Below are 23,737 nucleotides of genomic sequence, written 5' to 3'. Positions count from 1 at the left end.
AGGTGCCAACGGTCGCGTTTCATACGCTCGGATGCAAAGTGAACTTTTACGATACAGAAGGCATTTGGCAGGTTTTTAAGCACCGCGGCTACGAGCAGGTGCCTTTTGAGGAAAAGGCGGATGTGTACGTCGTCAACACGTGCACCGTGACGCATACCGGCGACAAAAAAAGCCGCCAAATGATTCGTCGTGCAGTCCGTACGAATCCCGATGCTGTGGTCGTCGTCACAGGCTGCTACGCGCAGGTGGCACCTGATGAAGTGGCTCGCATCGCCGGCGTCGACTTGGTCATTGGCAACGACCAGAAGTCCAAGATTGTCGATCACGTCGAGCGCGTGCAAAAAGAACAGCATCCCTACCAAAGCGTCGGCAATATCATGAAGGCGGACGCATTTGAGGAACTGGACGTCCCGTATTTCGAAGAGCGCTCGCGAGCGAACCTGAAAATCCAGGATGGTTGCAACAACTTCTGCACGTTTTGCATCATTCCACGTGCACGTGGTTTGATTCGCAGCCGCAAGCCGGAAAATGTCCTGGCGCAGGCAACCAAATTGGCTCAAGCTGGATATCGGGAAATCGTCTTGACGGGTATCCATACAGGTGGCTATGGCGCGGATTTTGTAGATTATCGATTGGCGCATTTGCTTGCGGACTTAGAGCGAATCGAGTTGCCGTTTCGCATCCGGATCAGTTCGATTGAGGCAAGCGAGATCGACGACCATTTAATCGAGGTGCTCGGCCGTTCACAAAAAGTCGTGAACCACTTGCATATTCCTCTGCAGGCCGGCAGCGATGAAGTATTGCGGCGCATGCATCGCCACTATACCGTCGCCGAATATGCGGAAAAGTTGAAGCAGTTGCGCAACGCCCTCCCTGATCTTGCGATCACGAGCGATGTGATCGTCGGTTTTCCGGGGGAGACGGACGCCGACTTCGAGGACACTTACGCGTTTGTTGAAGAACAGCGCTTCTCGCAGCTTCACGTCTTTCCCTATTCACAGCGGCGTGGCACGGCTGCGGCCAAATTCAAGGATCAAGTTGCAGAAGACGTGAAGCACCTTCGCGTGGCACGCATGATTCAACTTTCGCAGCGGCTGGAAGCGGACTATGCACGTCAATTTGTCGGACGCCATCTCGACGTCATCGCCGAGTCTCCGGTCATCTCGGCGGATGACGAGACGCGGCGCGCGTTTGCGGCACATCCGGAACAAAAGCGGATGCTCGTCGGTTATGCCGCAAATTATTTGCGCGTGGCATTTCGCGTCCCTGAGGGGACGCCCCTTGAAGCGCTCGTCGGCGAACGGATGCGTGTACGCATTGTTGAGACGGGCAATGGGGTGCAATTAGGGCATTTTGTCGAACAACTGACGTTCGCTGATCAGGACGAGCATGGCGTCGCGGTAAGCACAAGCGGGAGGTTGACATCGTGAGCGAGCAAGTCGAACGAGCTGCAGGCGGGCTGGTTGTGCGCCAGGGAAGGCAAGGTCGCGAAGTGTTGTTGATCGACGACGCGTACGGCCAAGTTGCATTTCCGAAAGGCCACTTGGAGCCAGGCGAGACGTGGGAAGAGGCGGCGGTTCGTGAAATCCTGGAAGAGACGGGCGTCGAGGCGCGCATTGTCGGTGACATCGGGCGGATCGAATATCGGATTGAGCGCAATGGCGATCCGGTGCGCAAGCAGGTTCGGCTTTACCTCCTTCAAGCGGAGGGCGATGTGTCGCCGGTGCACCAGGTCGAGGAAGTCAACGCCGCTTACTTTTTGCCGTGGGATGAGGCAAAAGCGCGTCATGAGGAACGCGGATACCCGAATTGGGCTTTTGCCTTCGCCAAAGCGGAAGCGATCTTGGATTGGCTCGATGGAGGTTTTGAAGAGAAGTTTCGCCAGCTGTCGCTCGCCGCGCCTGTGGTAGACCTCGATCAGGCATTTGTCGCCGCGCACGCTGCGCTACACAAGCTCGTCGCCGCCTGCCGCGCGGAAGTGCTACAGACGTTGCCCCAAGTGCCGTGGTTTCCGGCCAAAGACGTCTCCCTTCCTCGCCCAAAGCCCAGTGCCGAAGCGGTGCAAGCGGCCATCGAAAGCACGTTATTGCGCCCGGAGGCAAGCGAAATCGACATTCAAAATCTTTGCGTGGAAGCGATTCGCCGCAAGTGGCCGACTGTCTGTGTATCGCCGCGCCATGTGGCGCTGGCAAGGCGTTTTCTTGGCGAACAACCGGTACGCGTGTGCACGGTCGTTGGATTTCCCCATGGCGCGTCAACCCAAGGTGCTTTGCGCTTTGAAGTGGCAGATGCCGTGGCGTGCGGCGCTGTCGAGATCGATATGGTGGGGCCTGTTGGTGCGCTATGCGAGGGCGATCTCGCGAGTTGGTATGCAGCGGTCCGCGCTGTGGTCGATACCGCTCATCAGTTTGCACACCCGCCGGTCGTCAAGGTGATTCTGGAGACGAGCGCACTCGCCATCGATGGTGTTATCAAGGGCGCCCTGGTCGCTGCGGCGGCCGGAGCGGACTTCGTTAAGACATCGACAGGGTTTCACACAGCGGGCGCGCGTATCGCGGATGTCGCCGCGATGGCGATGGCGGTTGCCGGGCGGGCTGGTGTGAAGGCTTCCGCAGGCATTCGCACCCCCGAGGCGGCCGTGCAGTTGATGCGCTATGGCGCGGATCGGCTTGGGACGTCGGCTGCTGCTAAACTGTTGCCCTAGCCTCAGTGGGCCGGTAGCAGGCGTTCCACCAGGCTTGCGAATTGGCGAGTAAACGGCCACACGATGAGCGTGCACAAAAGGTTGAACGCCGTGTTTGCATTGGCGATTTGCTGTGCTGGATCTTCCGCGGTCATAGACATCACGTGGGTGAAGGGTTGCAATAACGGAACAAATACCACGACGCCCAGCACGTTAAGCAGCACATGGGCCAAGGCGACCTGCTGGGCTGGGCGAATGGTGCCGATGGCGGCAATGACAGACGTCAGGCATGTACCTACATTGGCGCCAAGCGCGATCGCGATGCCGCCGACGACGGGAATCAAACCGTCTGCGGCCAGGGCCATGGCGATGAGCGTGGTCGCTGTCGAAGACTGGACGATGGCGCTAAGGCCACAGCCAATAGCGAGCGCGAGAAGCGGCCGGGCACCCGCATGCAGGAGTGCCATATGAAACCAATGGCTTGCGGCAAGCGGCTCTAGGGACGTTTTTAGGGCCTGTAGCGAAATAAAAATGCAAGCAAAGCCAACGAGGCCTTCACCCAAGCGTCCCAGCTTCGGTTTGCGCGTGCATACCAGGATGATGCCGGCGACGAGCGCAGGCAGTACGATGCCCCAAAGGTTGAGATTCAACAGTTGCGGTGTAATCGTCGATCCGACGTTGGCGCCAAGGACGACGGCAAGGCCGCTTGGAAACGTGATGCTGCCGGCGGCGACGAGGCCGACGGCAATCGCGGTCAAGGCCGCGCTGCTCTGCAGTATCGCTGTCGCGAAGGCACCTGTGAGGATTCCGCGCGAGGGCGTTGCGACGAGCCGCTGCAGCCATTTTGTCAAGGTGCCTTCCGCCAGGCCTGTTAGACCACTGCGCATGACGCGAAGTCCGCCGAGAAAGGCGACGATGGAGAGTATCGTCGCAATCGCGTGAGTCCACATGGCAATCTCTCCTGTTCTAGGACAACCGTATGCATACACGGATGGGGCCATGCTTTCGTTTGACGAGCTTTTTTTCGCTGTACTATAATTACGACTGTCTGATGCATCGCTGGAGGGAGGGAATTCGATGTCTGAAATTCGTCTGCGCAAGAACGAGTCGCTCGACAGCGCCCTGCGCCGCTTTAAGAAGGCGACGGCTCGCGACGGCGTCTTGGCCGAGGCGCGCAAGCGCGCACACTACGAGAAGCCGAGCGTCGCACGCAAGAAAAAGGCCGAGGCTGCTCGCAAAAAGCGCCGTAGCTATTGATCATTCGGATGGCCAGGAGGACGTTCCATGGGGTTACTTGATCGTCTCAATGACGATTTGAAGCAGGCCATGAAAGAGAAGCAAAAGGTGCGGCTTTCCGTCATTCGTATGGTCAAGTCCGCGGTGAAAAACCGGGAGATCGAACTCGGGCATCCGCTCTCCGAAGATGACGTCATCGGCGTCATTCAGAAGGAGGTTAAACAGCGCAAAGATTCCCTCCAGGCGTTCCAGGATGCGAATCGAACGGATTTGGCTGAGACGGCGGAAGAGGAGATAGCTATCCTCGAATCGTATCTGCCGGAGCCTTTCACCGAAGATGAGTTGCGCGCGTTGGCGTCAGCGGTCGTCGAGCGCGTGGGCGCATCGTCGAAGTCCGATATGGGCAAAGTGATGGCCGAACTGATGCCGTTGGTGCGAGGCCGCGCCGATGGTCGGCTTGTGCAACAGGTCGTTCAGCGCTTGCTATCGTGATCGGATGCATAGGCTGTTTGCTTGTATGACATTGAAATTCATTCAAACGATCGCTTAAATGGCAGGTCTCTGCCGTTTAGGCGGTCGTTTTTTCGTTGGCATCGTTCTCTGACAAGAGGTCGCAGTTCCAGGTATTAGCCCCCCCGAGACGAGCATAGTCATGCAAGGGGAGGAGTTGGCCATGCCAGGATGGAAGACGCGGATTCGCAAGCGCGCCAGTGAAGTGCTCAATCTGCCTGCCGACGCGCTGTTGAACGTGCCGCGCGTCACATGCATCGGCGGATCGCAGGTGATCGTCGAGGGCGCCGAAGGGCTGATCGAGGTTGGCGATTCGTCGATCGCGGTCGATCTCGGTGGACAAACGCTATGGGTGCGCGGTCATGACTTTGAAGTGACGCTAGTCACGGAGCACGAGATTCACGTGACGGGACGCGTTGTGCAAATTGAGTATCAGTCGCAAGGGGGCCTTGGCTCATGAGCGAGACGCCGATTCAGTTGGTCTGGTACGGCTCGTTGACGCTCGCGCTGCGCGGCGGCGACTTAAGCGCTTGTATTGCGGCCCTACAGCGGCGCGGCATCACGTTGCGCAACGTACGGGTACGGCGAGATTATGCCGTCGTTACGGTGAGCCTGCGTGCGTTTCCAACGGTTTATCAAGTGTGCCGACAGCATCGTGTCAAGTTTCGCATTGAGGCGCGCCACGGTGCACCTTTCTGGCGCCGTCGGCTATGGCGTCGCAAGGCTTTCGCAATCGGCGCCATGGCGTTCGTCTGTGCGATGTACGCCATGTCGTCGGTCATTTGGCGGATCGACATCCAAGGGGCCACGGATGAGGACGGCGTGGCCGAATTGCGAGCCGCCGCACACGACGCCGGCCTGTATGTCGGTCAATGGCGATCACGCCTCGCAGATCCGGCTGTCCTTGCTGAAGAGATGCTCAAGCACGCAAACAACTTTGTCTGGATCGGCGTTCAAACAACCGGGTCTGTCACGACCATCCGTGCGATTCCCAAGATTGAAGGTGCGCGGGCGGCTGCTGAACAACCGCACAACATCGTCGCGGCTCGTCCAGCTGTCATCCTCAACGTGCAGGCTACGCGTGGACGCCCCATGGTTAAGCCCAATCAATTTGTGCGCCCAGGCCAAGTGCTGATTTCGGGCGTTCTGGCCGAAGGCGAACCCAATGTGCCAGCGTCAGGGAAAGTGTTGGGTGAAGTTTGGTATACATCGAATGTCACGATTCCGCTCACGATGATCCAACAGGGCTTAACAGGGGAAACGGCTACCCGCGATTATCTGTACTTGGGCTCCTGGCGGTTGCGTGTATGGGGCTTTAAGGAGCCACAGTTTGCGGCAGTCTACGAGCGTGATGAGGGGACAGACTGGCACATTGGGCAATTTGTACTGCCGGTTCAGTGGCAGCGTGCCACGCTTTATGAGGCGTCTCCATCCGCCATCATTCAGTCGGTGGATGGAGCCAAGGAGAAGGCACTTCTCGCTGCACAGCGCGACGTGGCAACACAAGCTGGTGGAGATAGCCGCGTCCTAGGGCAGTCTGTTTTACACGAACGAGTCGAGCGTGGTACTCTATACGAGACCATATTGACACGGGTCGAACAGGATATTGGTGCACCGGCGTCCATACCTGCACCAGCGCCGGAATTGAGCAATAGCACATCGCAAACGCAAGGCTGAAGACGGGGGTTGGTTGACGGTTGACCGAGCAGACAGCGACGAAGAAATGGGTATTTGCGACAAATGAAGAAGCAGTGAAAGTTCTCGGGCCAAACGATTTGCTCATCCACTTGCTCAGTCAGACGTCCTCGGCGAAGGTCATAGCCCGGGGCACGGAGGTTGCGTTTGCAGGTGCAGACGATGAAGTGGCGCGTTTGCAGGCAATTTGCAGCACGGTCACGACTCTCGTTCGCCACGGTATGCAATTGGGTGAGGCAGATTATCGATACATCATTCAAATGGCAAATGCGGATGAGTTGGACAGTGTCGTCGATGTGTATACGACGGAGATTGGCGTCACGTTTAAAGGTAAAGCCATCCGCGTCAAAACCCTGGGCCAACGCCGCTATGTCGATGCCATCCAGAAAAACGATATTGTCTTTGGCGTAGGTCCCGCAGGGACGGGCAAGACCTATCTGGCGGTGGCTATGGCTGTGATGGCACTGAAACGCGGCGAAGTCAAGCGTATTGTCCTCACGCGTCCGGCTGTCGAAGCGGGCGAAAAACTGGGCTTTCTGCCTGGTGATTTGCAGGAGAAGGTCGACCCGTACCTGCGTCCGCTTTATGATGCTCTGTACGATATTTATGGACTGGAGCAAGTACAGCGTGCGCTGGAACGAGGGAACATCGAGATTGCCCCGCTCGCCTACATGCGTGGACGCACGTTGGAGGATAGCTATGTCATTCTCGATGAGGCGCAGAACACGACCGTCGAGCAGATGAAGATGTTCTTGACGCGGCTGGGCTTTCATTCGAAGATGGTGATTACCGGAGACGTCACACAGGTCGATTTGCCTGTTGGCAAGCAGTCGGGTTTACTGCATGCACAAAAAGTACTTACGGGTATTTCTGGAATTGCATTTCACACATTTTCGGCAAGCGATGTCGTACGCCATCATCTTGTACAAAAGATTATCGATGCGTACGCCGCGGAGCAGAGCGCGAATAGCTGAGCCGCCGTATGCCCGGCGGCAGCAACCCGCCGCGACAGTTCACATCTAAGGAGCACATGGTATGGTCTTTTCAGGATGGGGACAGGCCATTCGCCAGTTTCTCGACGATGAAAAGTTCCGGCAGAACCACCGGATCCGCACATGGATATACGTCGGACTCGGTCTCTCCATGTTTGCGATTCTCGTCGGCAGCATTTTGCCGCCACGATATCATTTCACCGTCGGGCAGACGAGTCCCACGACTATCGTATCGCCGACGACGACTGTGGATACGGCGGCAACCGAAGCTGAAAAAGAAGCGGCGGAAAGCAAGGTTCCCAAGCAATATGCGCAATCGCCCGCGGTCTTGACGCAGGCGGTCAATCGCGTCGATATCCTCTATGCGGCGGCGATGCAGGCCGCATCGGATTCGTCGCTGTCCGACGCGGACAAGCTCAAAAACGTGCGCAGTGCCGCCCCGGCAGGGGTGAGCCAGGCGACGTTGGTGCGTTTGCTCACGCGTACGCCTGCGCAAATGACGGTTCTCGAGCGCGACACGGAGCGAGTGGTCGAGGAAATCCTCGACGCGCCGTTTTATCAAGAGTCGATGCAGCAAGCAACCTTGCTCGTGGATCGACAGATCTTGAATCTCAACCTGGGTCTCGATCACGACGACGCGTTGATTGTACAAAATGTTGCAGTCAGTGTTCTCAAACCCAATATGATCTATCAGGCACAGGCGACTGCAGCGGCCCGGCAACAGGCGGCATTGTCTGTACAACCTGTATTGATACACGCAGGCGATATTATCGTCGCCAAAAACGGCATTGTCACCCAGGATGTCATTAGCAAGTTGCGCGATGTTGGGCTTTATTCTTCATATCCAAGCGTCGGTATTGCCATTGGATTTGCGCTGTTTGTCGCCCTATCTGTGGGGATGCTCGCCGCCTATGTCGAAAGGCGGGCGCCGCGCCGGCGAGTCGATAACTTGCTCCTTGGTATTCTCGGCTTAGTTTTTGTGCTTATGTCGATTCTGATTTCGGTGACGAAGTGGATCATCGCGGCTGGCGGGCCAAATTCGATTGCCTATCTGTTGCCTATATCTTTGGGAGCGATGCTGATTACCGTCATGATGGATTCGTCTCTGGCGGTGGTGGCATCCTTCTATTTCTCGTTTTTGTTGGGGGCAGCCCTGAATTTTAACTACGACTTTGTCTTCTATGGATTTGTGGGTTCACTTGTCGGCGCGTACAGCGTGGCTCGCGTGACGAGCCGCGGAACGTTCATGCGGGCCGGATTTTTCGTGTCGTTGATGAATATCGGCTCGGTGCTTGCACTGTATTTGTTGCAGGCCAATCGGAGCGCGGATCTGCACTCGCTTTCGCTGCACGTCGGTCTAGCCGCCCTCAATGGTATTTTCGCGGCAATCTTAGCCATGGGTATACTGCCGTTTTTTGAATCGGCGTTCGGGCTGTTGACCCCTATTCGTTTGCTTGAATTATCCAACCCGAATCATCCCTTGTTGCGCAAGGTGTTGCTTGAGGCACCTGGAACATACCATCACAGTTTGATTGTTGGCAATTTGGCCGAGGCCGCCGCGGAGTTAGTCGGGGCGGATCCGCTTCTTTGTCGGGTTGGCGCCTATTACCATGACGTTGGCAAAACAAAGCGGCCGATGTTTTTTGTTGAAAACCAGATGACGAAAGACAACCCACACGAAAAAGTGGCACCCAGTCTAAGTCATTTGATTATTACATCGCATGTCAGCGACGGTCTCGAGATGCTTAAACAGGCGGGCTTGCCAAAGCCCATTCAGGATATTTGTGCGACCCATCACGGGACGACCATTTTGTGGTACTTTTTTAACAAAGCGAAAGAGCAAGATAAGAACGGTACCGTGAAGGTGGACGATTTTCGCTACCCTGGTCCCAAGCCCAAGACGCGTGAGTGCGCCATTATTATGATTTGTGACGCTGTGGAAGCGGCGGTGCGGAGCATGGCGCGTCCCACGCCGAATCGGGTGGAAGGCGTCATTCGCAAGATCATTCGGGATCGTCTGCAGGACGGACAGTTGGACGAGTGCGACCTAACGCTGCAGGATCTCGACGCGATGGTCGGTGCCTTCATGAAGACGCTCAAAGGTATTTACCACTCCCGGATCGAGTATCCGGATATCGATAAACTGCGGAAGGAAGTGGCTAAATGACGGCGGAACATCGCCTTGCCGTAGGCGTCGAATGCGAGGTCGACTGGCCTTGGTCGGAGGCTGGGAAGGATCCGCAGTCGTTCGTACAACGGGTACTGGAGGCAGCAGCCAACCGCTTGGATATTGAAGGCGAGGTATCCGTACTGTTCGTCGACGATGAAACGATTCACGAGCTCAACAGAACATATCGCCAGGTGGACAGGCCGACCGATGTGCTATCGTTTGCGATGCTCGAGGGCGAAGAAACGCCGCAGCCTGAGGGCGAATTGCCTGTGCTAGGCGACATCGTCGTCAGCGTCGACACGGCGAAAGTGCAGGCCGAATCGTACGGCCACTCTTTGGAACGCGAGATGGCGTTTTTACTGGTTCATGGTTTTCTTCACTTGAACGGTTACGATCACGCTGAACCAGAGGAAGAACGCGAAATGTTTGCGCTGCAGGAAGAGATCCTGCAGGGCATCGGTTTGTCGCGCGGTTGATAAAGATTGGGGCGATTGACGTGCGCGAGGACGAAGTCAACCATCACGATTCGGAGTTGCAAGCCGTGCAGCCATTTGCGCGGGCTGTTGCGTACAGTTTGCAGGGTGTGGTGTACGCGTTTCACACGGAACAGAACGTCAAGCGCGATGTCTGGTTGTTTACCGTGCTGTGCGCTGTCGAACTCGTGTTGCGGCCGCCCTTGCGCGATGTCGCCCTGACGATGTTCGTCGCCATGTGTGTTTTCGCCGCTGAGTTGTTCAATACTGCCATCGAATTGGCCGTCGACATCGCATCGCAGTGGCAGCACCATGTCGTCGCAGGGGTTGCGAAAGACGTCGCATCCGGAGCGGTGACATGCGTGTCTCTGGGCGCGATCGCGTTGGCCATCTGGTTGGTGGAAAGCTTGTGGCCCTGGCACTTTTGGTTGTTTACGGGGCATCATCCAGCGGGTGCAGGGATGGTGGTCGCTGGATTGATTGTCGTCTGGGCGTTTCGTTGTTGGCCATATCGTCAGCGAACTGTGATCAAACGCAGGCGAAAGGGGGATGAACATGGCGTTTAAGTCGGGATTTGTCGCGATTGTAGGCCGACCCAATGTCGGCAAATCGACCTTGCTAAACGCACTGGTTGGTCAGAAGATTGCCATTATGTCGAATCGGCCGCAGACGACGCGCAATCGTATTCGAGGCGTGCGCACGACAGAAACCGCGCAGATGATCTTTATTGATACCCCAGGCGTGCATACGCCGCATCACCGTCTCGGTGAAGTGATGGTAGATATGGCTTTGCAGACGTTGGGCGAAGTGGATCTAATCTTGTTTGTCGTCGACGTCACGTCGCCCGTGCACGCGGCAGAACAGGAGATCATCAAACAGTTGGAAGGCGTGCGCACACCGGTTTTTCTCGTGATCAACAAGACGGACGCAGTCGACAAGGGACTGATTCTCGAGCGGATTGCAGCTTTTCAGGCCTTGCGTTCCTTTGATGAGTATGTACCGGTCTCAGCTTTGCGGCAAGAGCAAACGGATCTGCTCGCGAGCTTGATTGAGGAACGCCTGCCAGAGGGGCCCAAATACTACCCGGACGATATGGTCACAGATTACCCGGAAAGTTTTATCATCAGCGAGATCGTCCGTGAAAAGGTATTGATGTTGACGCGCGAGGAAGTGCCGCACTCGGTCATGGTGGCGATTGAGCACATGGAACGACGGGCGTCAGATACCCTGCATGTGCATGCGACCATTTACACGGAACGAGATAGTCAAAAGGGCATTTTGATTGGGAAACAGGGTCAAATGTTAAAGCGCGTAGGCGAAATGGCCAGACGCGAACTCGAAGGCTTACTTGGGAATCGGATCTATCTCGAGTTGTGGGTGAAAGTCAAGCGCGATTGGCGCAACCGCCCGGCGTTACTGCGCCAATTTGGTTTTGACGGGGACGTCTGAGGACCAGTTCACAGGGTATAGCAGGCGGCCTGCGCGGAAGACTAAAAGCGTTCGGAAATGCAGCCCAGGAGAGCTTGAAAGGAGACGATCCTGTTGCGTGACATCACGTGGCAAATGTTCGAGCTCACAGGCGATATCGACGCGTATTTGTTGTACCGCGCCTGCGAGCAGGCGGATCTCACAGGCGACGACGTTCGTGCGGCGAACGACGTCGAGCTCGAAGAGGAATCGCATTTCCCACCATCTTGACAGCCGGTTTTGGGAGTTGGAGAAGAGTTGCTGTACAACACGGACGCGGTGGTCGTCAAAACAGTTCGTTACGGGGAACATAGTGCCATCGTCACGCTGTTGACTCCGTCCGGTCTCGTGTCGGCGATGGCCAAAGGCGCACTGAAACCGCAGAGTCGCTTGGCGGCCGGAACGCGCTTGTGCGCAGAGGGAACTTATTTCCTATATCAAGGTCACGGGATGGGGGATATTCGACAAGTGCAGCTGACGGCGAGCCGCCGACGGCTGCACGAGGATATCGAGGCGGCGGCGTATGCCGCCTATTTTTGCGATCTCGCACTTGTTTCTACGCCCGAGCGCCCGCATGCACCGACGGCTATGTACAACCAATTCAGCGCGGTGCTCGCTGCGCTGGAATTGCGCGATCAGACACCACCTGATCTCCTGGCGCGCGTGTACGAGGCGAAAATATGCAATTGGCTAGGCGCCAGCCCAGATTGGGGGCGGTGCATCCGCTGTACACAACCGCTTGTACCGCCAATTGCCTATCATCTGAAAGAGGGCGGTCTGGTCTGTGGTGTATGCAGAAGTGACATGGACAGGACCGCGGAATTTGTCGTTCCAGAGCGAACTGGGCGTTTGCTTTCGGTGTTTACAGAAGTGGACGTGCGTCGATTGGGCCGAATTGAGGTTTCACCGCCGACGCGGCGCGCACTGGACACCATTCTTTCACATCAACTGCGCGAGTTTGCAGGTTTGCATGGCCGAGCGAAAGACGTTCTTGACCAAATTGTCCAGTCTTTGCGATTTGATTGATAACAAAAGCGAAAATCGGTGACATTGCACACATAAGTGGATTTGTCAAACCATACACTGATTGCGGGACATCCAAGAGGATAAATTTGTCTCGATGCGTCGATACTAGGTTTGTCTTGAACGCGAACGGACATCGTCGTTCGTCGCGCCATAAAGAGGTGTCCTGCCGATATCCAGTTTGGCAACGATAAACTTTGATCAGATAGGAGGAAAGTGTCTTACTTTGTAGAATAACTGTATATAAGCCGTAAGGCAAGGAACATTCGACGTACCGAATTCCGGTCGCACCGAATTGGGGGTGCCGTGGTGAACGTACCCGATTCGTTCCTAGAGTCGCTGCGTCAACAGGTTGACATCGTGGAAGTGGTCAGCGAGTATGTCCAATTGCGAAAAAACGGGCGCTCTTTGACAGGACTTTGTCCGTTTCATAACGAACGTACTCCTTCATTTTCTGTGTCACCTGAACGACAAATGTATCACTGTTTTGGGTGCGGAGCCGGTGGTACCGTATTTCGCTTCATCATGGATATCGAGGGCTTGCCGTTTGCTGAAGCTGTTGCTTATCTCGCTGAGCGGCAGGGCATTGCTTTGCCTGCACATTTTGGCGTCGGGCGCACTGCATCGAATCCAAAGTTGGAACGCTTTCGCGAAGCTCATGCTCTGGCTGCAAAAGTGTTCAACCACATTCTAATGAATACAGATGCTGGTGTGCAAGCCCTGAATTACTTGCTTTCGCGAGGAATTTCCCGAACAACCATCATGTCTTATCAATTGGGTTTTGCGCCCAAGCCCGGCAATGTGCTGATTCCATTTTTGAAACGAAAAGGCTTCTCGGAATCGGAGTTACTCGAGTGCGGTTTGGCTGTCGAACTTGGGTCGGCCGTGACCGACCGTTTTCGGGGACGGGTCATGATCCCGATTGCGGACCGCAAAGGACGGGTTGTCGCGTTTGGCGGGAGAGCGATGGATGAAGGCGTAAAGCCCAAGTACTTGAACTCGCCCGAGTATGAGCTGTTCCACAAGAGTCAGCTGTTGTTTCATTACCATCTTGCGCGCAAGGCCATTCGCAAAGAGAAGCAGGCACTGTTGCTCGAAGGCTATATGGACGTCATTGCGGTACAGCAGGCGGGCATCGAACATGGCGTGGCGACCTTGGGGACGTCGTTGACCGAGGAGCAGGCGCATCTGCTCAAGGCAGACTGTGATAAAGTCGTGATCGCGTACGACGGAGACCAGGCGGGACGCAAGGCGACCGTGCGGGCAATCGACATTCTGGAGGGCGTCGGTATCTCACCGCTCGTGTTGCGAATACCAGATGGCATGGATCCGGATGAATACATTCGAGCGAACGGCGCTACGGCATTTGCACGTTTGTTGAATCGGAACACACTGTCGGTCGTGCAATTTTTGCTCGATGAATTGAGACAAGGCGCACAGTTGGTGAGTGCGGTCGGGCGGACCGAGTTTGTTCGTCAGGCGTTGAGGATTCTTGCCGAGCGGGCGACGCCGGTCGAGCAGGAGTACGAGTTGCGAAATTTGTCACAGGAATTTAACCTCTCTGTCGAAACATTGAAGGAGGAACTGCGAACCTTCTCGAAACAATCTAAGCGTCGTACTTTCGGACGGGAAACGAGCGGTTCGAAGACGGTGGCACAGCCGTTGGCGCGTGCGGATCAACAGGCGAGTATAAGGCTATTGCAGGCAGTGCTGTTTAGTCGTGAGGCAGCCGAGTATCTGATGGAGAAGGGGCTCACCGAATTGGCTGAGCCGGTACAGACTGCCTTGTTATCCAATTTGTACGCATGGCGTTTGGAGAATCCGGACGGTTCGCCGTCTGCCTTCGTAGATCAACTGGAGGATGAGTCGTTGGCTCACTTTGCCTCGTCATTGTTCTTTTACGAAGTGCCCGAGTTTTCCACGGCCTTGTTGGACGATTATCTGCGTGCGTTAGAATTGCATCGGCTTGAACAGCTGCACAGAAGTCTGCTTCGTCAATGGATTGAAGCGGAAGCCGGCGGCGATGAAGAAAGATCCACAGAGATAAAGTTGCAAGTGGAACAGATCCAGGACCAGATTGCAACATTGAAGCAGCCCCGAGCGATTCACGCGGAGTGACCTTGGGGTAAAGGAGGCGGGGAACTATGGCGAAGGCAAAAGATGAAGTCCGCGAGGAAGATCAGGGACTGACCCTTCAGGCTGCAAAACAGCAACTGGTGGAGCTAGGGAAAAAGCAAGGCTCGTTGACATATGAAGAAATTTCGGACCGATTGGCGCAGTTTGATCAAGACACGGATGCCTTGGACGACTTTTTTGAACATCTTGCAGAACAAGGTATCGATGTCGTAAACGAGCGAGACGGGGATCCAAGCCAACAGGACGGCGGCGAAGAGGATTATGATTTGCATGATCTTTCCATGCCTCCGGGTGTCAAGATTTCCGATCCGGTTCGCATGTATCTAAAAGAAATTGGCCGCGTACCGCTTTTGTCGGCCCAAGAAGAAATTGAATTGGCAAAGCGAATTGAAGCCGGCGACGAAGAGGCAAAACGCCGGTTGGCCGAAGCCAATCTCCGTCTTGTCGTAAGCATTGCAAAGCGCTACGTAGGGCGCGGCATGTTGTTCCTCGACCTCATTCAGGAGGGCAACTTAGGCCTGATCAAGGCGGTTGAAAAGTTTGACTACCGCAAGGGTTATAAGTTCAGCACATATGCGACATGGTGGATACGCCAGGCCATCACGCGTGCGATTGCCGACCAGGCACGAACCATCCGCATTCCCGTGCATATGGTGGAGACCATCAATAAATTGATTCGCGTTTCGCGTCAATTGCTACAGGAACTCGGGAGAGAACCGACTGCAGAGGAAATTGCCGCAGAGATGGACCTGACTCCTGATAAGGTGCGGGAGATTCAAAAGATTGCTCAAGAGCCTGTCTCCCTGGAAACGCCTATCGGTGAGGAGGACGATTCCCACCTGGGGGACTTTATCCCGGATGACGAAGCCCCTGCACCGGCCGATGCCGCTGCTTATGAATTGTTGAAAGAACAATTGGAAGATGTTCTCGATACGTTGACGGAACGCGAAGAAAATGTTTTGCGCCTGCGTTTCGGATTAGATGATGGCCGTACACGAACACTCGAAGAAGTCGGTAAGGTGTTTGGCGTTACGCGTGAACGCATCCGCCAGATCGAAGCGAAAGCACTCCGCAAACTACGGCATCCAAGTCGCAGCAAGCGGTTGAAGGATTTCCTAGAATGAGTTTGTAACCTGCATGCAGATCAACAGGCTGTTTGTATCCCGTTTGAACCGGGGAACAGCCTGTTTTGCATTTCAATCTTGCCGTTCGGTCTAGAGCGACACCCCTCTGCGTATGGTGGAAGGGAGACTTTGTCATGTTCACCTCGCGGGGCGGTGAGTGGTGTGCTCGTCTGGATTTCGTTCGCGCTGTTTGCGCTCGTGATCGCACTGTGCGGCACTTCGATCTTTATTGAGCGGTTTGCACAACATTTGCGTCGCGAGGGTTTGCGCGAGCGTCCAGTGCCAAGCGACGTCGGTATCGTGTTGGGTGCGTATACGGATGGCTACCGCCCGAGTAAGCCACTTCTGTCTCGGTTGCGCGCGGCACTACACCTTTACCGACATGGTTATATTCGGGCGTTTATCGTCAGCGGTGGTCGCGGCGATGACGAGACGGTGAGCGAATCGTCGTCCATGAAGCGGTTTTTGATCATGAATGGTGTACCTCCACAGTTGATTCACGAGGAGCGCTGGTCCAGCAACACATGGGAAAACTTGAAGAATAGCCAGGCCTTGATGGAAAGACTGCGGTACCGGAGTGCTGTTATCGTTACGTCGGATTATCATTTGCCGCGCGCGCTGGCGGTCGCGCGCACTCTCGGCATCGAAGCGAGTGGGTGCGGAGCGCCATCAAGCCGTCAGGAATTTCGCGCCGCGACGCGTGAGGTATTCGCGCATATCCAATATACTTTACGAGGGCGCGAAGCGCCGTTTTGGAATTCGTGACGATCCGGCAGATCGTCGAAACTGGAGTGGAGTATGTCTGAACTACGTTTGTCACCGCGACTTCAACAAGTTGCGGACTATGCTTTGCCATGTGCAGTGTTGGCCGATATCGGCACGGATCACGCCAATTTACCGATTTACGCCATTGAGCATGCGTTGGCTCAACGGGCGATTGCGACCGATTTGCGCACGGGGCCGCTCGAACGCGCTCGTACCAACGTCGCTTTACATCGCTTGACCACGCAAATCTCGTTACGGCATGGCGACGGCCTTGCGCCCATCGAACGAGGAGAGGCCGACGTGATCGTATCCGCTGGCATTGGTGGACATGTCCATGCCCAACTGCTGCGGGCGGGCGAGCCTGTCGCAAAAGCGGCTAAGCGCATCGTACTGCAGCCGATGAACGCGGGACACTTGGTACGCTCGACATTGTACGACCTCGGTTTTCACATCGTGGCCGAAACATTGGTCGCCGAAGGGGACAAGCTGTATGAAATCATTGCGGCGGAGCCGAAGGATGATCCAGATCCTGCGTATGCATCGGCTGCGTTGCCGAGGTTTTTGACCGAAGCTTCAGCGGCCGCAGCCCGTCACTTTTTGTACACGTACGGGCCGATGATTGTCCGCTCGCGCCACCCACTCGCCCCACGGCGGGCCTCGATGGACCTTGAGCGCTTACGTTGGGTGTTGTCGAGATTGCCTGATGACGCTTCGGATTACACCGATAGACAGTTTCAACTAAGCCATTCGATACGCATGTTGGAATCGTGGCTTCGACAGATGGAGGAAATTACGTGATGGATATACGCGTTTCTGACGTCATACGGGAGATGGAGCGGATTGCACCGAAACACTTGGCACTGGCGGATGACCGAATCGGACTGCAGCTAGGAGACCCAAACGCCGTCGTCAAACGCCTCTGGGTAGCCTTGGAGGTGACACCCGAACTGGTCACACGTGCGGTTGCAGAAGGCGTCGACATGGTGGTCACTCATCACGCACCGCTGTATCGACCTCTTTCGCAAGTCGACTGGTCGCAGCCACGGCAACGAGCCATCGCGGAGCTCGTGGCGCATCGTATCTCCGTCTTTGCGGCTCATACCAACCTCGATGTGGCTCCAGGAGGAGTCAATGACGTGATCGCAAAAAGGCTTGATCTTGTCGACCAAGAGCCGCTCGATATCACGTACCGGACTCGACTCAAGAAGTTGGTCGTTTACACGCCTGCAGCGAGCGTCGAGGCTGTACGGCAGGCCCTTTGCGACAAAGGAGCTGGGCACATCGGGAATTACTCTCACTGTACGTTTGCTGCGCCAGGAACGGGTTCGTTTGTGCCTGGCGATGATACCCATCCATACATTGGTGAGGCGGGGAAATTGGAACTGGTCTCGGAAGTGCGCCTGGAAACGGTCGTTCCAGAGCACCTTCTCGGAGAAGTAGTTTCTTCCATGTTGGCTGTGCACCCCTATGAAGAAGTCGCCTACGACGTGTTCGATCTCGCCTTGCCTGGGGCTTCCTTTGGAATCGGGCGCATCGGACAACTATCGGTTACACAGACCCTTGCCGAGTTTGCCGATCGCGCTCGTCTTGCATTTGGCCTTCCTCACGTGCGCTACGCGGGAGATCCGGGACGAAGTGTCAAAACTGTAGCGGTGCTTGGCGGATCGGGCAGCGGTTGGATAGGCAAGGCTTTGATGGCAGGGGCGGACGTATTGGTCACGGCGGACATCTCACATCATCAGGCGGCCGATGCAGTGCACGATGGTATTGCCGTGATCGATATGCCTCACGCGGCGTTGGAAGCGCCGGTATGCGAGGAGGTTGCAACACGGTTACAGGCCGCGCTAGGCAGTCGTGTTACCGTGAAGACGGCACCTGTTGCCGTTGATCCATGGCGCTGGTTGTGAACTGTAACTTTATGGTGTGTGGTTGTCAGTGTGCGCCGACCGGAGTATACTATGAGAGGTTTCAAGCGAGGAAGTAAGCTGGGCAATCGCCGGTGCATGGCCGAAAGGCAGCACGGGAGGAAAGTCCGAGCTCCGCAGGGCAGGGTGCCGGATAACGTCCGGCGAGAGCGATCTCAGGGAAAGTGCCACAGAAATGTAGACCGCCGATGGCCTGTTTCAGGCTCAGGCAAGGATGCAACGGTGCGGTAAGAGCGCACCAGCAGTCCGGAGACGGATTGGCTAGGTAAACCCCACCTGGAGCAAGACCGGATAGGAGTGCTGATGTGGTGGCCCGCCACGCACTCGGGTTGGTCGCTTGAGCCGACTGGCAACAGTCGGCCTAGATAGATGATTGCTGCTCCATACGTGCGAGGCCGCTCTGCGCGTGCCGTTTGTAGCACAGGAGTACAGAACTCGGCTTACAGGCTTACTTCTTCGTACCATTATATCGTACATACATCATCATGAACCGCGCTAAGCTTGATTTTACACCGAGCCTGAGCGCGGTTTTGCTTTATTCAATTTTGTAAGTGAGCATGCGTCTCCTTTCAAGTCCGATGTCACAAAGGTATTGCATATCGACTGCACGAGTGTGGGAGTGGTGGAAATTGAAAAATGCCTTATGGGTATTATTGGGTGTTCTTGTTGGGGCCGGGGGTTTTTGGTTCGCTGACTACCCATTGAGGTCAAGTGTAATGAGGCCAACGAGTCCAACCAGCGTGTCCTTGATGTTTGAACAAGCAATCATCAGTGGCCAACCGGAACAGGTGCAACAACTGATGACACCCTTAACAAGGAATACATTCACTCGCGCAGACTTTAATGTCCTTCGCCAGTATATTGGGGGCGGTAGGGCGGCATCAGATGTTGCTACATTGAAAACCTACGAGGTTTTAACATTTGGAAATGGACATTCTGTAACCTTATGGATATCTAATTTCAACAACGATGGAATATGGGAAATCCAACGGTTCATCAAGGGATCCGCATTTGCAAGTGACGACCAGTGACACGCTGATGTTTATCCGACACCAAACGCATCGTGATAAACAAGCGTTCCTCCCAGGTGCCCGGCGAGGCTGACGAGGACCGTGGCGACGAGCGACGCGATGAAGCCAATCATAGCTACTCGTTGTTTCCGTAAGCCAAGCAGCCACTGCGTAACGAAGGCGAAGATGAGTGCGACACCTGTTAACACGCCGTACTCCTTATGACGATGGAACATGGGTGCAACGGTCGGTGAAATCTGACGAATGTAGGATTCACTGATCACACCCGCGACACCTGCAGCGATGGTAGCTAGGATACCTAGACCCAGGAGATACAGAAACGATCTAGGCCAGAAATCAGACTTGCGGCGTAGGAGCCCAATAAGGCCTGCAAGTGTTGCAAGATACGTAATGGCAATCGTGAAATGAACGACCATGGGATGAATCGTAGCAGGAAACATGTGTTCAAACGCTGCGAGCACGTGGATGGATGCTCCTTTCTATGCAGTGCAGTCCGTTGCAGAAGCGAAGAAGTTCATAGATCTATGTTTACAATCCCACAATAACATTGAAAAATGGTTTGAATATGCCGTGGTTGAAAATGGATAACAGTATGGAGTGTATGTAGAAACCCCCAACTTGCGTGGGGGGGCTTGGTAAATCGCTTCGCGGTTGCCGTGAACGAATTGGCATAGCTATCGCAGACTTTGCGTTGCGTATATCGTGTTCCGTATATCGTGTTCAATGATCTTTTCCACGTCGTATGCCGGGTATACATCATGTTGAAGAAAATAGTTGAAGATTTGCTCGTGGAAGGTATGTAAGATACATGTCTCGCAAATGCGGATCGGTAATTTTTGCTACGGTTCGTTTGTCTTGCGCTAGGCGATTGGATTTCATGGCGAGAAATCATGTAATTCTAGTGTTTCGTGCGTGGCGAGGGAACGCTGCGATGCGGACCGTGCGCTTTCGCCCATGATAGATCCTCCTTAATGAGAGTTTGCTATACGGTCCGTATCATTATAGGGCGGTTATCTGGTGTTCCGGGGTTTCACCCCACCAGGTATCAGGAGCAAATGCAATTTCAAGTTTCTTTGGGTAATATAATAGGCCAATGTCACGATGGAATGGGCATAAGGATGTGTGGTTCAGATGCGAGTCTTGTTGATCGAGGACGATCCCGGTCTGCGCGCCATTGTTGCAAAAATCTTGGAAGAGGCATCATATCAAGTCGACGTCGCGGAAACTGGCGACGATGGACTTTATTTTGCAGAATCGGCAGTTTACGACGTCCTCATTGTCGACATCATGTTACCCGGACTCAACGGGATCGAGTTGGTCAAACAATTGCGCCTGCAACAGATTTTTGTGCCCGTGCTGTTTCTCACCGCGCGCGGCGATGTCGATGATCGTGTGGTTGGCCTGAATGCGGGGGCGGACGACTATCTGGCAAAACCGTTCGCCACGGAAGAGTTGCTCGCCCGTCTGCGGGCGCTGCTGCGACGCAACCGCGATGTTGGCGCTGATATGACGGTGAAAAGTGGTTATCTCGTGCTTAATCCAGCAGCCAAAGAGGCCGTGTATGAGGATACGCCACTTGTTCTGACAGACAAAGAATTCGATCTGCTTGAATATCTCCTGTTGCATCAAGGTGAAATTCTCACGCGCGAGCGAATTTCGTATCGCCTTTGGGGACACGATGCAGAGACGAGTGAGTCGACTGTCGATTTGTATATACATTACGTGCGTAAAAAGTTGAAGCCGTTTGACCTGGACAAGCGCATTCGCACCATTCGCAATGTCGGCTATATCTGGAGTGAGTCGTGACCGTGTTTCGGAAGACCGCATGGCAACTTGTTGCGTTGTATACCCTCGCGTTTATCGGAATTCTCGTGCTGTTTGCATGGGTCGTGGATCGCGTCATGGCTCAGCGCTTATGGTCACTCGAAGCCCAGGCAGTGACCTCAGCCGCTACACAAATGCTGGCGCACTATAACGACCAAATTTTTGGCGATCACGATGAAATAGATGGAAGTCCTATGAATCGTCCCAAGCCGAAGTCGAATCCCGCAGGGGAGGATGATCCGCCCCCGACTTCGCTCGATGAGGAAGAGCGGGAAACGCGCGACCAACACATGGTTTACGTGCTACAAGGGACCGCGCGGCAGGTGGTTGTTCAGACGCCCGCTGGCAGTCTGTCCAACGCGGAGCTCAAACAACTGTTTGCGTTCCCCGCGTCGAATCGATTGCGCGCAGTGTTGCTCGACAACACGCCATTTCTCCTACAGGCGGTTTACCCTACATCGCCGATCGTATACCATGGTCAACCCGTAAAGGCTGTCTACCTTCTCTATAACCGCACGATGGACGTCGCCTTTTTGCGCCATATGACGAAGGTCATGGAAGTGAGCATCATCGGTTTTGCCGGACTTGCTGCAGCCATCGGCATCTTTTTGGCCAATCGAGCGTTAGCGCCCATTTCGCGGGCTTGGACCCGACAACAGCAGTTTGTTGCCAACGCTTCGCACGAGCTGCGAACCCCCCTTTCCATTGTCCAACTTCACGTCGAGCGGATGTTTCGCAATCCGTCTGCGACCGTCGAAGAAATGGCAGAAACATTGGCTGCGCTCGATCGCGAAACGCGGCGATTGCAAAAGTTGGTTGGCGATTTACTGATCTTGGCGCGAGCAGACTCCGGGCATGCATGGCTGCAAATGCGCGAAGTTCAGTTGGACGTTCTCGCCAGGGAAGCAGAGGAGCGTTTTGGCGATCTCGCCCGTGCCCACGGCGTCCACCTTTTGACCGGCGCGTTGGCGTCCGTACAGCTTCAGGCGGATCCGGAACGGCTACGGCAATGGTTCGCCATTGTCCTTGACAACGCCTTGTCGTTTACCCCGGAAGGGGGACGTATCGTGATCGAAGTGTTACGACAACACAATCGTGCTTTGCTCGTCGTGAAAGACACTGGATCTGGCATTGCTCCAGAACACTTGTCGCGCGTATGGGAACGGTTTTATCAGGCTGATCCATCTCGCGCGACAGTTGGCGCGGGGCTTGGCCTTGCGATCGCGAAGTGGATCGTCGAAGCACATAGCGGCGAGATGAGCATCGCGAGCCCTGCTGATTGGGGTGTGGGCACACAGGTGACAGCCTCGTTTCCAGTTCACTAAGCCAGTTTGGGCCCCTTCGTGGAGATGTGTCCAAGGTGGATTTTTGCATGGCCTTTGCGAATGTGCTATAAAAAAAGTAGTAAGTAAATAGACGATAGTTTGATGCCTGGGCGCGCTTTAGGGCACCATGAGGCTGAAAGGCCCGCTTGGGTGCGATTTTTGGAGATGGGGAGCGGTGGATGATGGCACACCTGTTTACGCCGTTTACGGTGGGAAGTCTTGAGCTAAAAAACCGGATTGTCATGGCGCCAATGTGCCAATACTCAGTGACGGCAAAAGACGGTAAACCGAATGACTGGCATTACACACACTATACAAGTCGGGCGATTGGCGGGGCCGGACTGGTCATTATCGAGATGACAGACGTGGAGCCGGATGGTCGGATCAGCGACTTCGATCTCGGGCTTTGGTCGGACGATCACATTGCGCCGTTTGCGCGCATTGTTGACGCCTGTCACGGTTATGGCGCCAAAATTGGCGTGCAAATTGCACATGCGGGACGTAAAGCCGAAGACGCAGCAACGCCTGTGGCGCCGTCTGCAATTGCATTTGAGGGACCACAGTATAAGGTGCCCCGTGAATTGTCGACAGACGAGGTCAAGCGCATGGTCGAACGGTTTGGCCAAGCGGCAAAACGGGCCGTGGCCGCTGGATTTGATACGATTGAGCTACACGGCGCGCACGGTTATCTCATTCATCAGTTCCAATCGCCTGTGACCAATCGCCGCTCCGATGAATACGGACAAGACCTCGCCCGCTTTGGCGTCGAAGTCATCCAGGCGGTGAAAAGCGAAATGCCAAGCAGTATGCCGCTTTTGATTCGCATCTCGGCAGTCGAATACGTCGATGGCGGTTACGGGATCGATCACGCGATCGAGCTTTGCCGTCGTTATCGTGAGGCTGGGGTCGACGTCGTGCATGTCAGCTCTGGCGGCGAGGGTCGGCCGGGCAAGCGCAAACCTGGCAACTATCCGGGCTATCAGGTGCCGTTTGCACGCCAAATCAAGGAGGCGCTTGACGTGCCTGTCATCGCCGTCGGTATGCTCGACGAGTACGCCTTGGCCGAGTCCGTCATCGCCAGCGGTGATGCGGATCTCGTCGCCATCGGGCGCGGCCTGCTTAGGGATCCATACTGGCCGATTCACGCTGCACAGGCACTGGGTGTCGAGCTGAATGTGCCAAAGCAATATGCGCGGGCATTTTGACATTCACTGGTCGTTGCGAATCTGCGTTCCGCCACGTATGATACAACAAGTAGAATAGATAGAGATGCATTGAACGGAATCGGTTTGTTGCTGACTTGAGCCGAAAGGCACCCAATTCGCCTGTCGGCTCTTTTTGGCAACATCTGTTCGGTT

The 23,737-nt window shown here is 55.2% G+C and carries 23 protein-coding genes and 1 other RNA gene; 22 read left to right on the top strand and 2 right to left on the bottom strand.

Annotation, left to right across the window (positions count from 1 at the left end; genetic code table 11):
- Positions 1-2: 2 nt before the first annotated feature.
- Positions 3-1,430, top strand: a complete 1,428-nt coding sequence (mtaB, locus tag BLU70_RS07250) for a tRNA (N(6)-L-threonylcarbamoyladenosine(37)-C(2))-methylthiotransferase MtaB (protein WP_074692970.1) — start codon at positions 3-5, stop codon at positions 1,428-1,430.
- A complete protein-coding gene (deoC, locus tag BLU70_RS07245; protein WP_074692968.1) occupies positions 1,427-2,704 on the top strand; it encodes a deoxyribose-phosphate aldolase in 1,278 nt (425 codons plus the stop codon). Before mtaB ends, deoC begins: the two co-directional genes overlap by 4 nt.
- 2 nt (positions 2,705-2,706) lie before the next feature.
- Here the strand turns inward: deoC and BLU70_RS07240 are convergent, their stop codons facing one another.
- Complete coding sequence (locus tag BLU70_RS07240) at positions 2,707-3,633, bottom strand: Na/Pi cotransporter family protein (RefSeq protein WP_040288308.1); 927 nt, start codon at positions 3,631-3,633, stop codon at positions 2,707-2,709.
- A 127-nt stretch (positions 3,634-3,760) separates the two neighbouring features.
- Here BLU70_RS07240 and rpsU point away from each other — a divergent pair, with 127 nt between their 5' ends.
- From rpsU to rnpB, 17 genes are all read left to right on the top strand, one after another.
- Positions 3,761-3,940 (top strand): 30S ribosomal protein S21, encoded by a 180-nt coding sequence (rpsU, locus tag BLU70_RS07235; protein ID WP_040288309.1) that lies wholly within the window; start codon positions 3,761-3,763, stop codon positions 3,938-3,940.
- A 27-nt stretch (positions 3,941-3,967) separates the two neighbouring features.
- Positions 3,968-4,411: a GatB/YqeY domain-containing protein gene (locus BLU70_RS07230; RefSeq protein WP_006445545.1), complete on the top strand. Its 444-nt coding sequence runs from the start codon at positions 3,968-3,970 to the stop codon at positions 4,409-4,411.
- Between the two features lie 181 nt (positions 4,412-4,592).
- Positions 4,593-4,889, top strand: a complete 297-nt coding sequence (locus BLU70_RS07225; RefSeq protein WP_040288310.1) for a YabP/YqfC family sporulation protein — start codon at positions 4,593-4,595, stop codon at positions 4,887-4,889.
- A complete protein-coding gene (locus BLU70_RS07220; RefSeq protein WP_052012163.1) occupies positions 4,886-6,106 on the top strand; it encodes a sporulation protein YqfD in 1,221 nt (406 codons plus the stop codon). The genes BLU70_RS07225 and BLU70_RS07220 overlap by 4 nt, the downstream gene beginning before the upstream one ends.
- A 20-nt stretch (positions 6,107-6,126) precedes the next feature.
- Positions 6,127-7,098, top strand: a complete 972-nt coding sequence (locus BLU70_RS07215) for a PhoH family protein (protein ID WP_006445549.1) — start codon at positions 6,127-6,129, stop codon at positions 7,096-7,098.
- Between the two features lie 61 nt (positions 7,099-7,159).
- Positions 7,160-9,283, top strand: a complete 2,124-nt coding sequence (locus BLU70_RS07210; RefSeq protein WP_006445550.1) for an HD family phosphohydrolase — start codon at positions 7,160-7,162, stop codon at positions 9,281-9,283.
- Positions 9,280-9,762: an rRNA maturation RNase YbeY gene (ybeY, locus tag BLU70_RS07205; protein WP_006445551.1), complete on the top strand. Its 483-nt coding sequence runs from the start codon at positions 9,280-9,282 to the stop codon at positions 9,760-9,762. The genes BLU70_RS07210 and ybeY overlap by 4 nt, the downstream gene beginning before the upstream one ends.
- A 20-nt stretch (positions 9,763-9,782) precedes the next feature.
- On the top strand, positions 9,783-10,325 hold the full coding sequence (locus BLU70_RS07200; RefSeq protein WP_052012169.1) for a diacylglycerol kinase: 543 nt from the start codon (positions 9,783-9,785) through the stop codon (positions 10,323-10,325).
- Positions 10,315-11,208, top strand: a complete 894-nt coding sequence (gene era / locus BLU70_RS07195; RefSeq protein ID WP_074692965.1) for a GTPase Era — start codon at positions 10,315-10,317, stop codon at positions 11,206-11,208. The genes BLU70_RS07200 and era overlap by 11 nt, the downstream gene beginning before the upstream one ends.
- Before the next feature lie 93 nt (positions 11,209-11,301).
- Positions 11,302-11,457 (top strand): YqzL family protein, encoded by a 156-nt coding sequence (locus tag BLU70_RS07190; RefSeq protein ID WP_006445554.1) that lies wholly within the window; start codon positions 11,302-11,304, stop codon positions 11,455-11,457.
- Positions 11,458-11,484: 27 nt separating this feature from the next.
- Positions 11,485-12,252 (top strand): DNA repair protein RecO, encoded by a 768-nt coding sequence (gene recO, locus BLU70_RS07185; protein ID WP_040288381.1) that lies wholly within the window; start codon positions 11,485-11,487, stop codon positions 12,250-12,252.
- A gap of 306 nt (positions 12,253-12,558) precedes the next feature.
- Complete coding sequence (dnaG, locus tag BLU70_RS07180) at positions 12,559-14,367, top strand: DNA primase (protein WP_074692963.1); 1,809 nt, start codon at positions 12,559-12,561, stop codon at positions 14,365-14,367.
- 26 nt (positions 14,368-14,393) lie between these two features.
- Positions 14,394-15,509, top strand: coding sequence for an RNA polymerase sigma factor RpoD (gene rpoD / locus BLU70_RS07175; RefSeq protein ID WP_006445557.1), 1,116 nt, complete (start codon positions 14,394-14,396; stop codon positions 15,507-15,509).
- 162 nt (positions 15,510-15,671) lie between these two features.
- Complete coding sequence (locus BLU70_RS07170; RefSeq protein ID WP_237716364.1) at positions 15,672-16,274, top strand: YdcF family protein; 603 nt, start codon at positions 15,672-15,674, stop codon at positions 16,272-16,274.
- Between the two features lie 33 nt (positions 16,275-16,307).
- Positions 16,308-17,072: a tRNA (adenine(22)-N(1))-methyltransferase gene (locus BLU70_RS07165; protein WP_040288311.1), complete on the top strand. Its 765-nt coding sequence runs from the start codon at positions 16,308-16,310 to the stop codon at positions 17,070-17,072.
- Positions 17,072-18,181 carry a Nif3-like dinuclear metal center hexameric protein gene (locus tag BLU70_RS07160; RefSeq protein WP_074692960.1) on the top strand — a complete coding sequence of 370 codons (1,110 nt, stop codon included), beginning with the start codon at positions 17,072-17,074 and terminating at the stop codon, positions 18,179-18,181. Before BLU70_RS07165 ends, BLU70_RS07160 begins: the two co-directional genes overlap by 1 nt.
- Before the next feature lie 70 nt (positions 18,182-18,251).
- An RNA gene (gene rnpB, locus BLU70_RS07155) (RNase P RNA component class A) lies at positions 18,252-18,658 on the top strand.
- Between the two features lie 583 nt (positions 18,659-19,241).
- On the opposite strand, the gene BLU70_RS07145 is transcribed toward rnpB, so the two are convergent.
- The gene (locus BLU70_RS07145; RefSeq protein WP_176780858.1) at positions 19,242-19,691 is read right to left on the bottom strand and encodes a DUF2231 domain-containing protein; all 450 of its coding nucleotides are present in this window, start codon (positions 19,689-19,691) and stop codon (positions 19,242-19,244) included.
- Between the two features lie 670 nt (positions 19,692-20,361).
- Here BLU70_RS07145 and BLU70_RS07140 point away from each other — a divergent pair.
- The 3 genes from BLU70_RS07140 to BLU70_RS07130 all read left to right on the top strand — a co-directional run bounded on the left by BLU70_RS07140 (position 20,362) and on the right by BLU70_RS07130 (position 23,584).
- Positions 20,362-21,036 carry a response regulator transcription factor gene (locus BLU70_RS07140; protein WP_040288314.1) on the top strand — a complete coding sequence of 225 codons (675 nt, stop codon included), beginning with the start codon at positions 20,362-20,364 and terminating at the stop codon, positions 21,034-21,036.
- On the top strand, positions 21,033-22,379 hold the full coding sequence (locus BLU70_RS07135; protein ID WP_006445564.1) for a sensor histidine kinase: 1,347 nt from the start codon (positions 21,033-21,035) through the stop codon (positions 22,377-22,379). Before BLU70_RS07140 ends, BLU70_RS07135 begins: the two co-directional genes overlap by 4 nt.
- A gap of 182 nt (positions 22,380-22,561) precedes the next feature.
- A complete protein-coding gene (locus BLU70_RS07130; RefSeq protein WP_040288386.1) occupies positions 22,562-23,584 on the top strand; it encodes an NADH:flavin oxidoreductase/NADH oxidase in 1,023 nt (340 codons plus the stop codon).
- Positions 23,585-23,737: the final 153 nt, after the last annotated feature.

Source organism: Alicyclobacillus hesperidum (genome assembly GCF_900107035.1).
Classification (GTDB): domain Bacteria; phylum Bacillota; class Bacilli; order Alicyclobacillales; family Alicyclobacillaceae; genus Alicyclobacillus; species Alicyclobacillus hesperidum.
The sequence above is the reverse complement of the archived record's forward strand: the minus strand, read 5'-3'. Positions and strand labels throughout refer to the sequence as shown.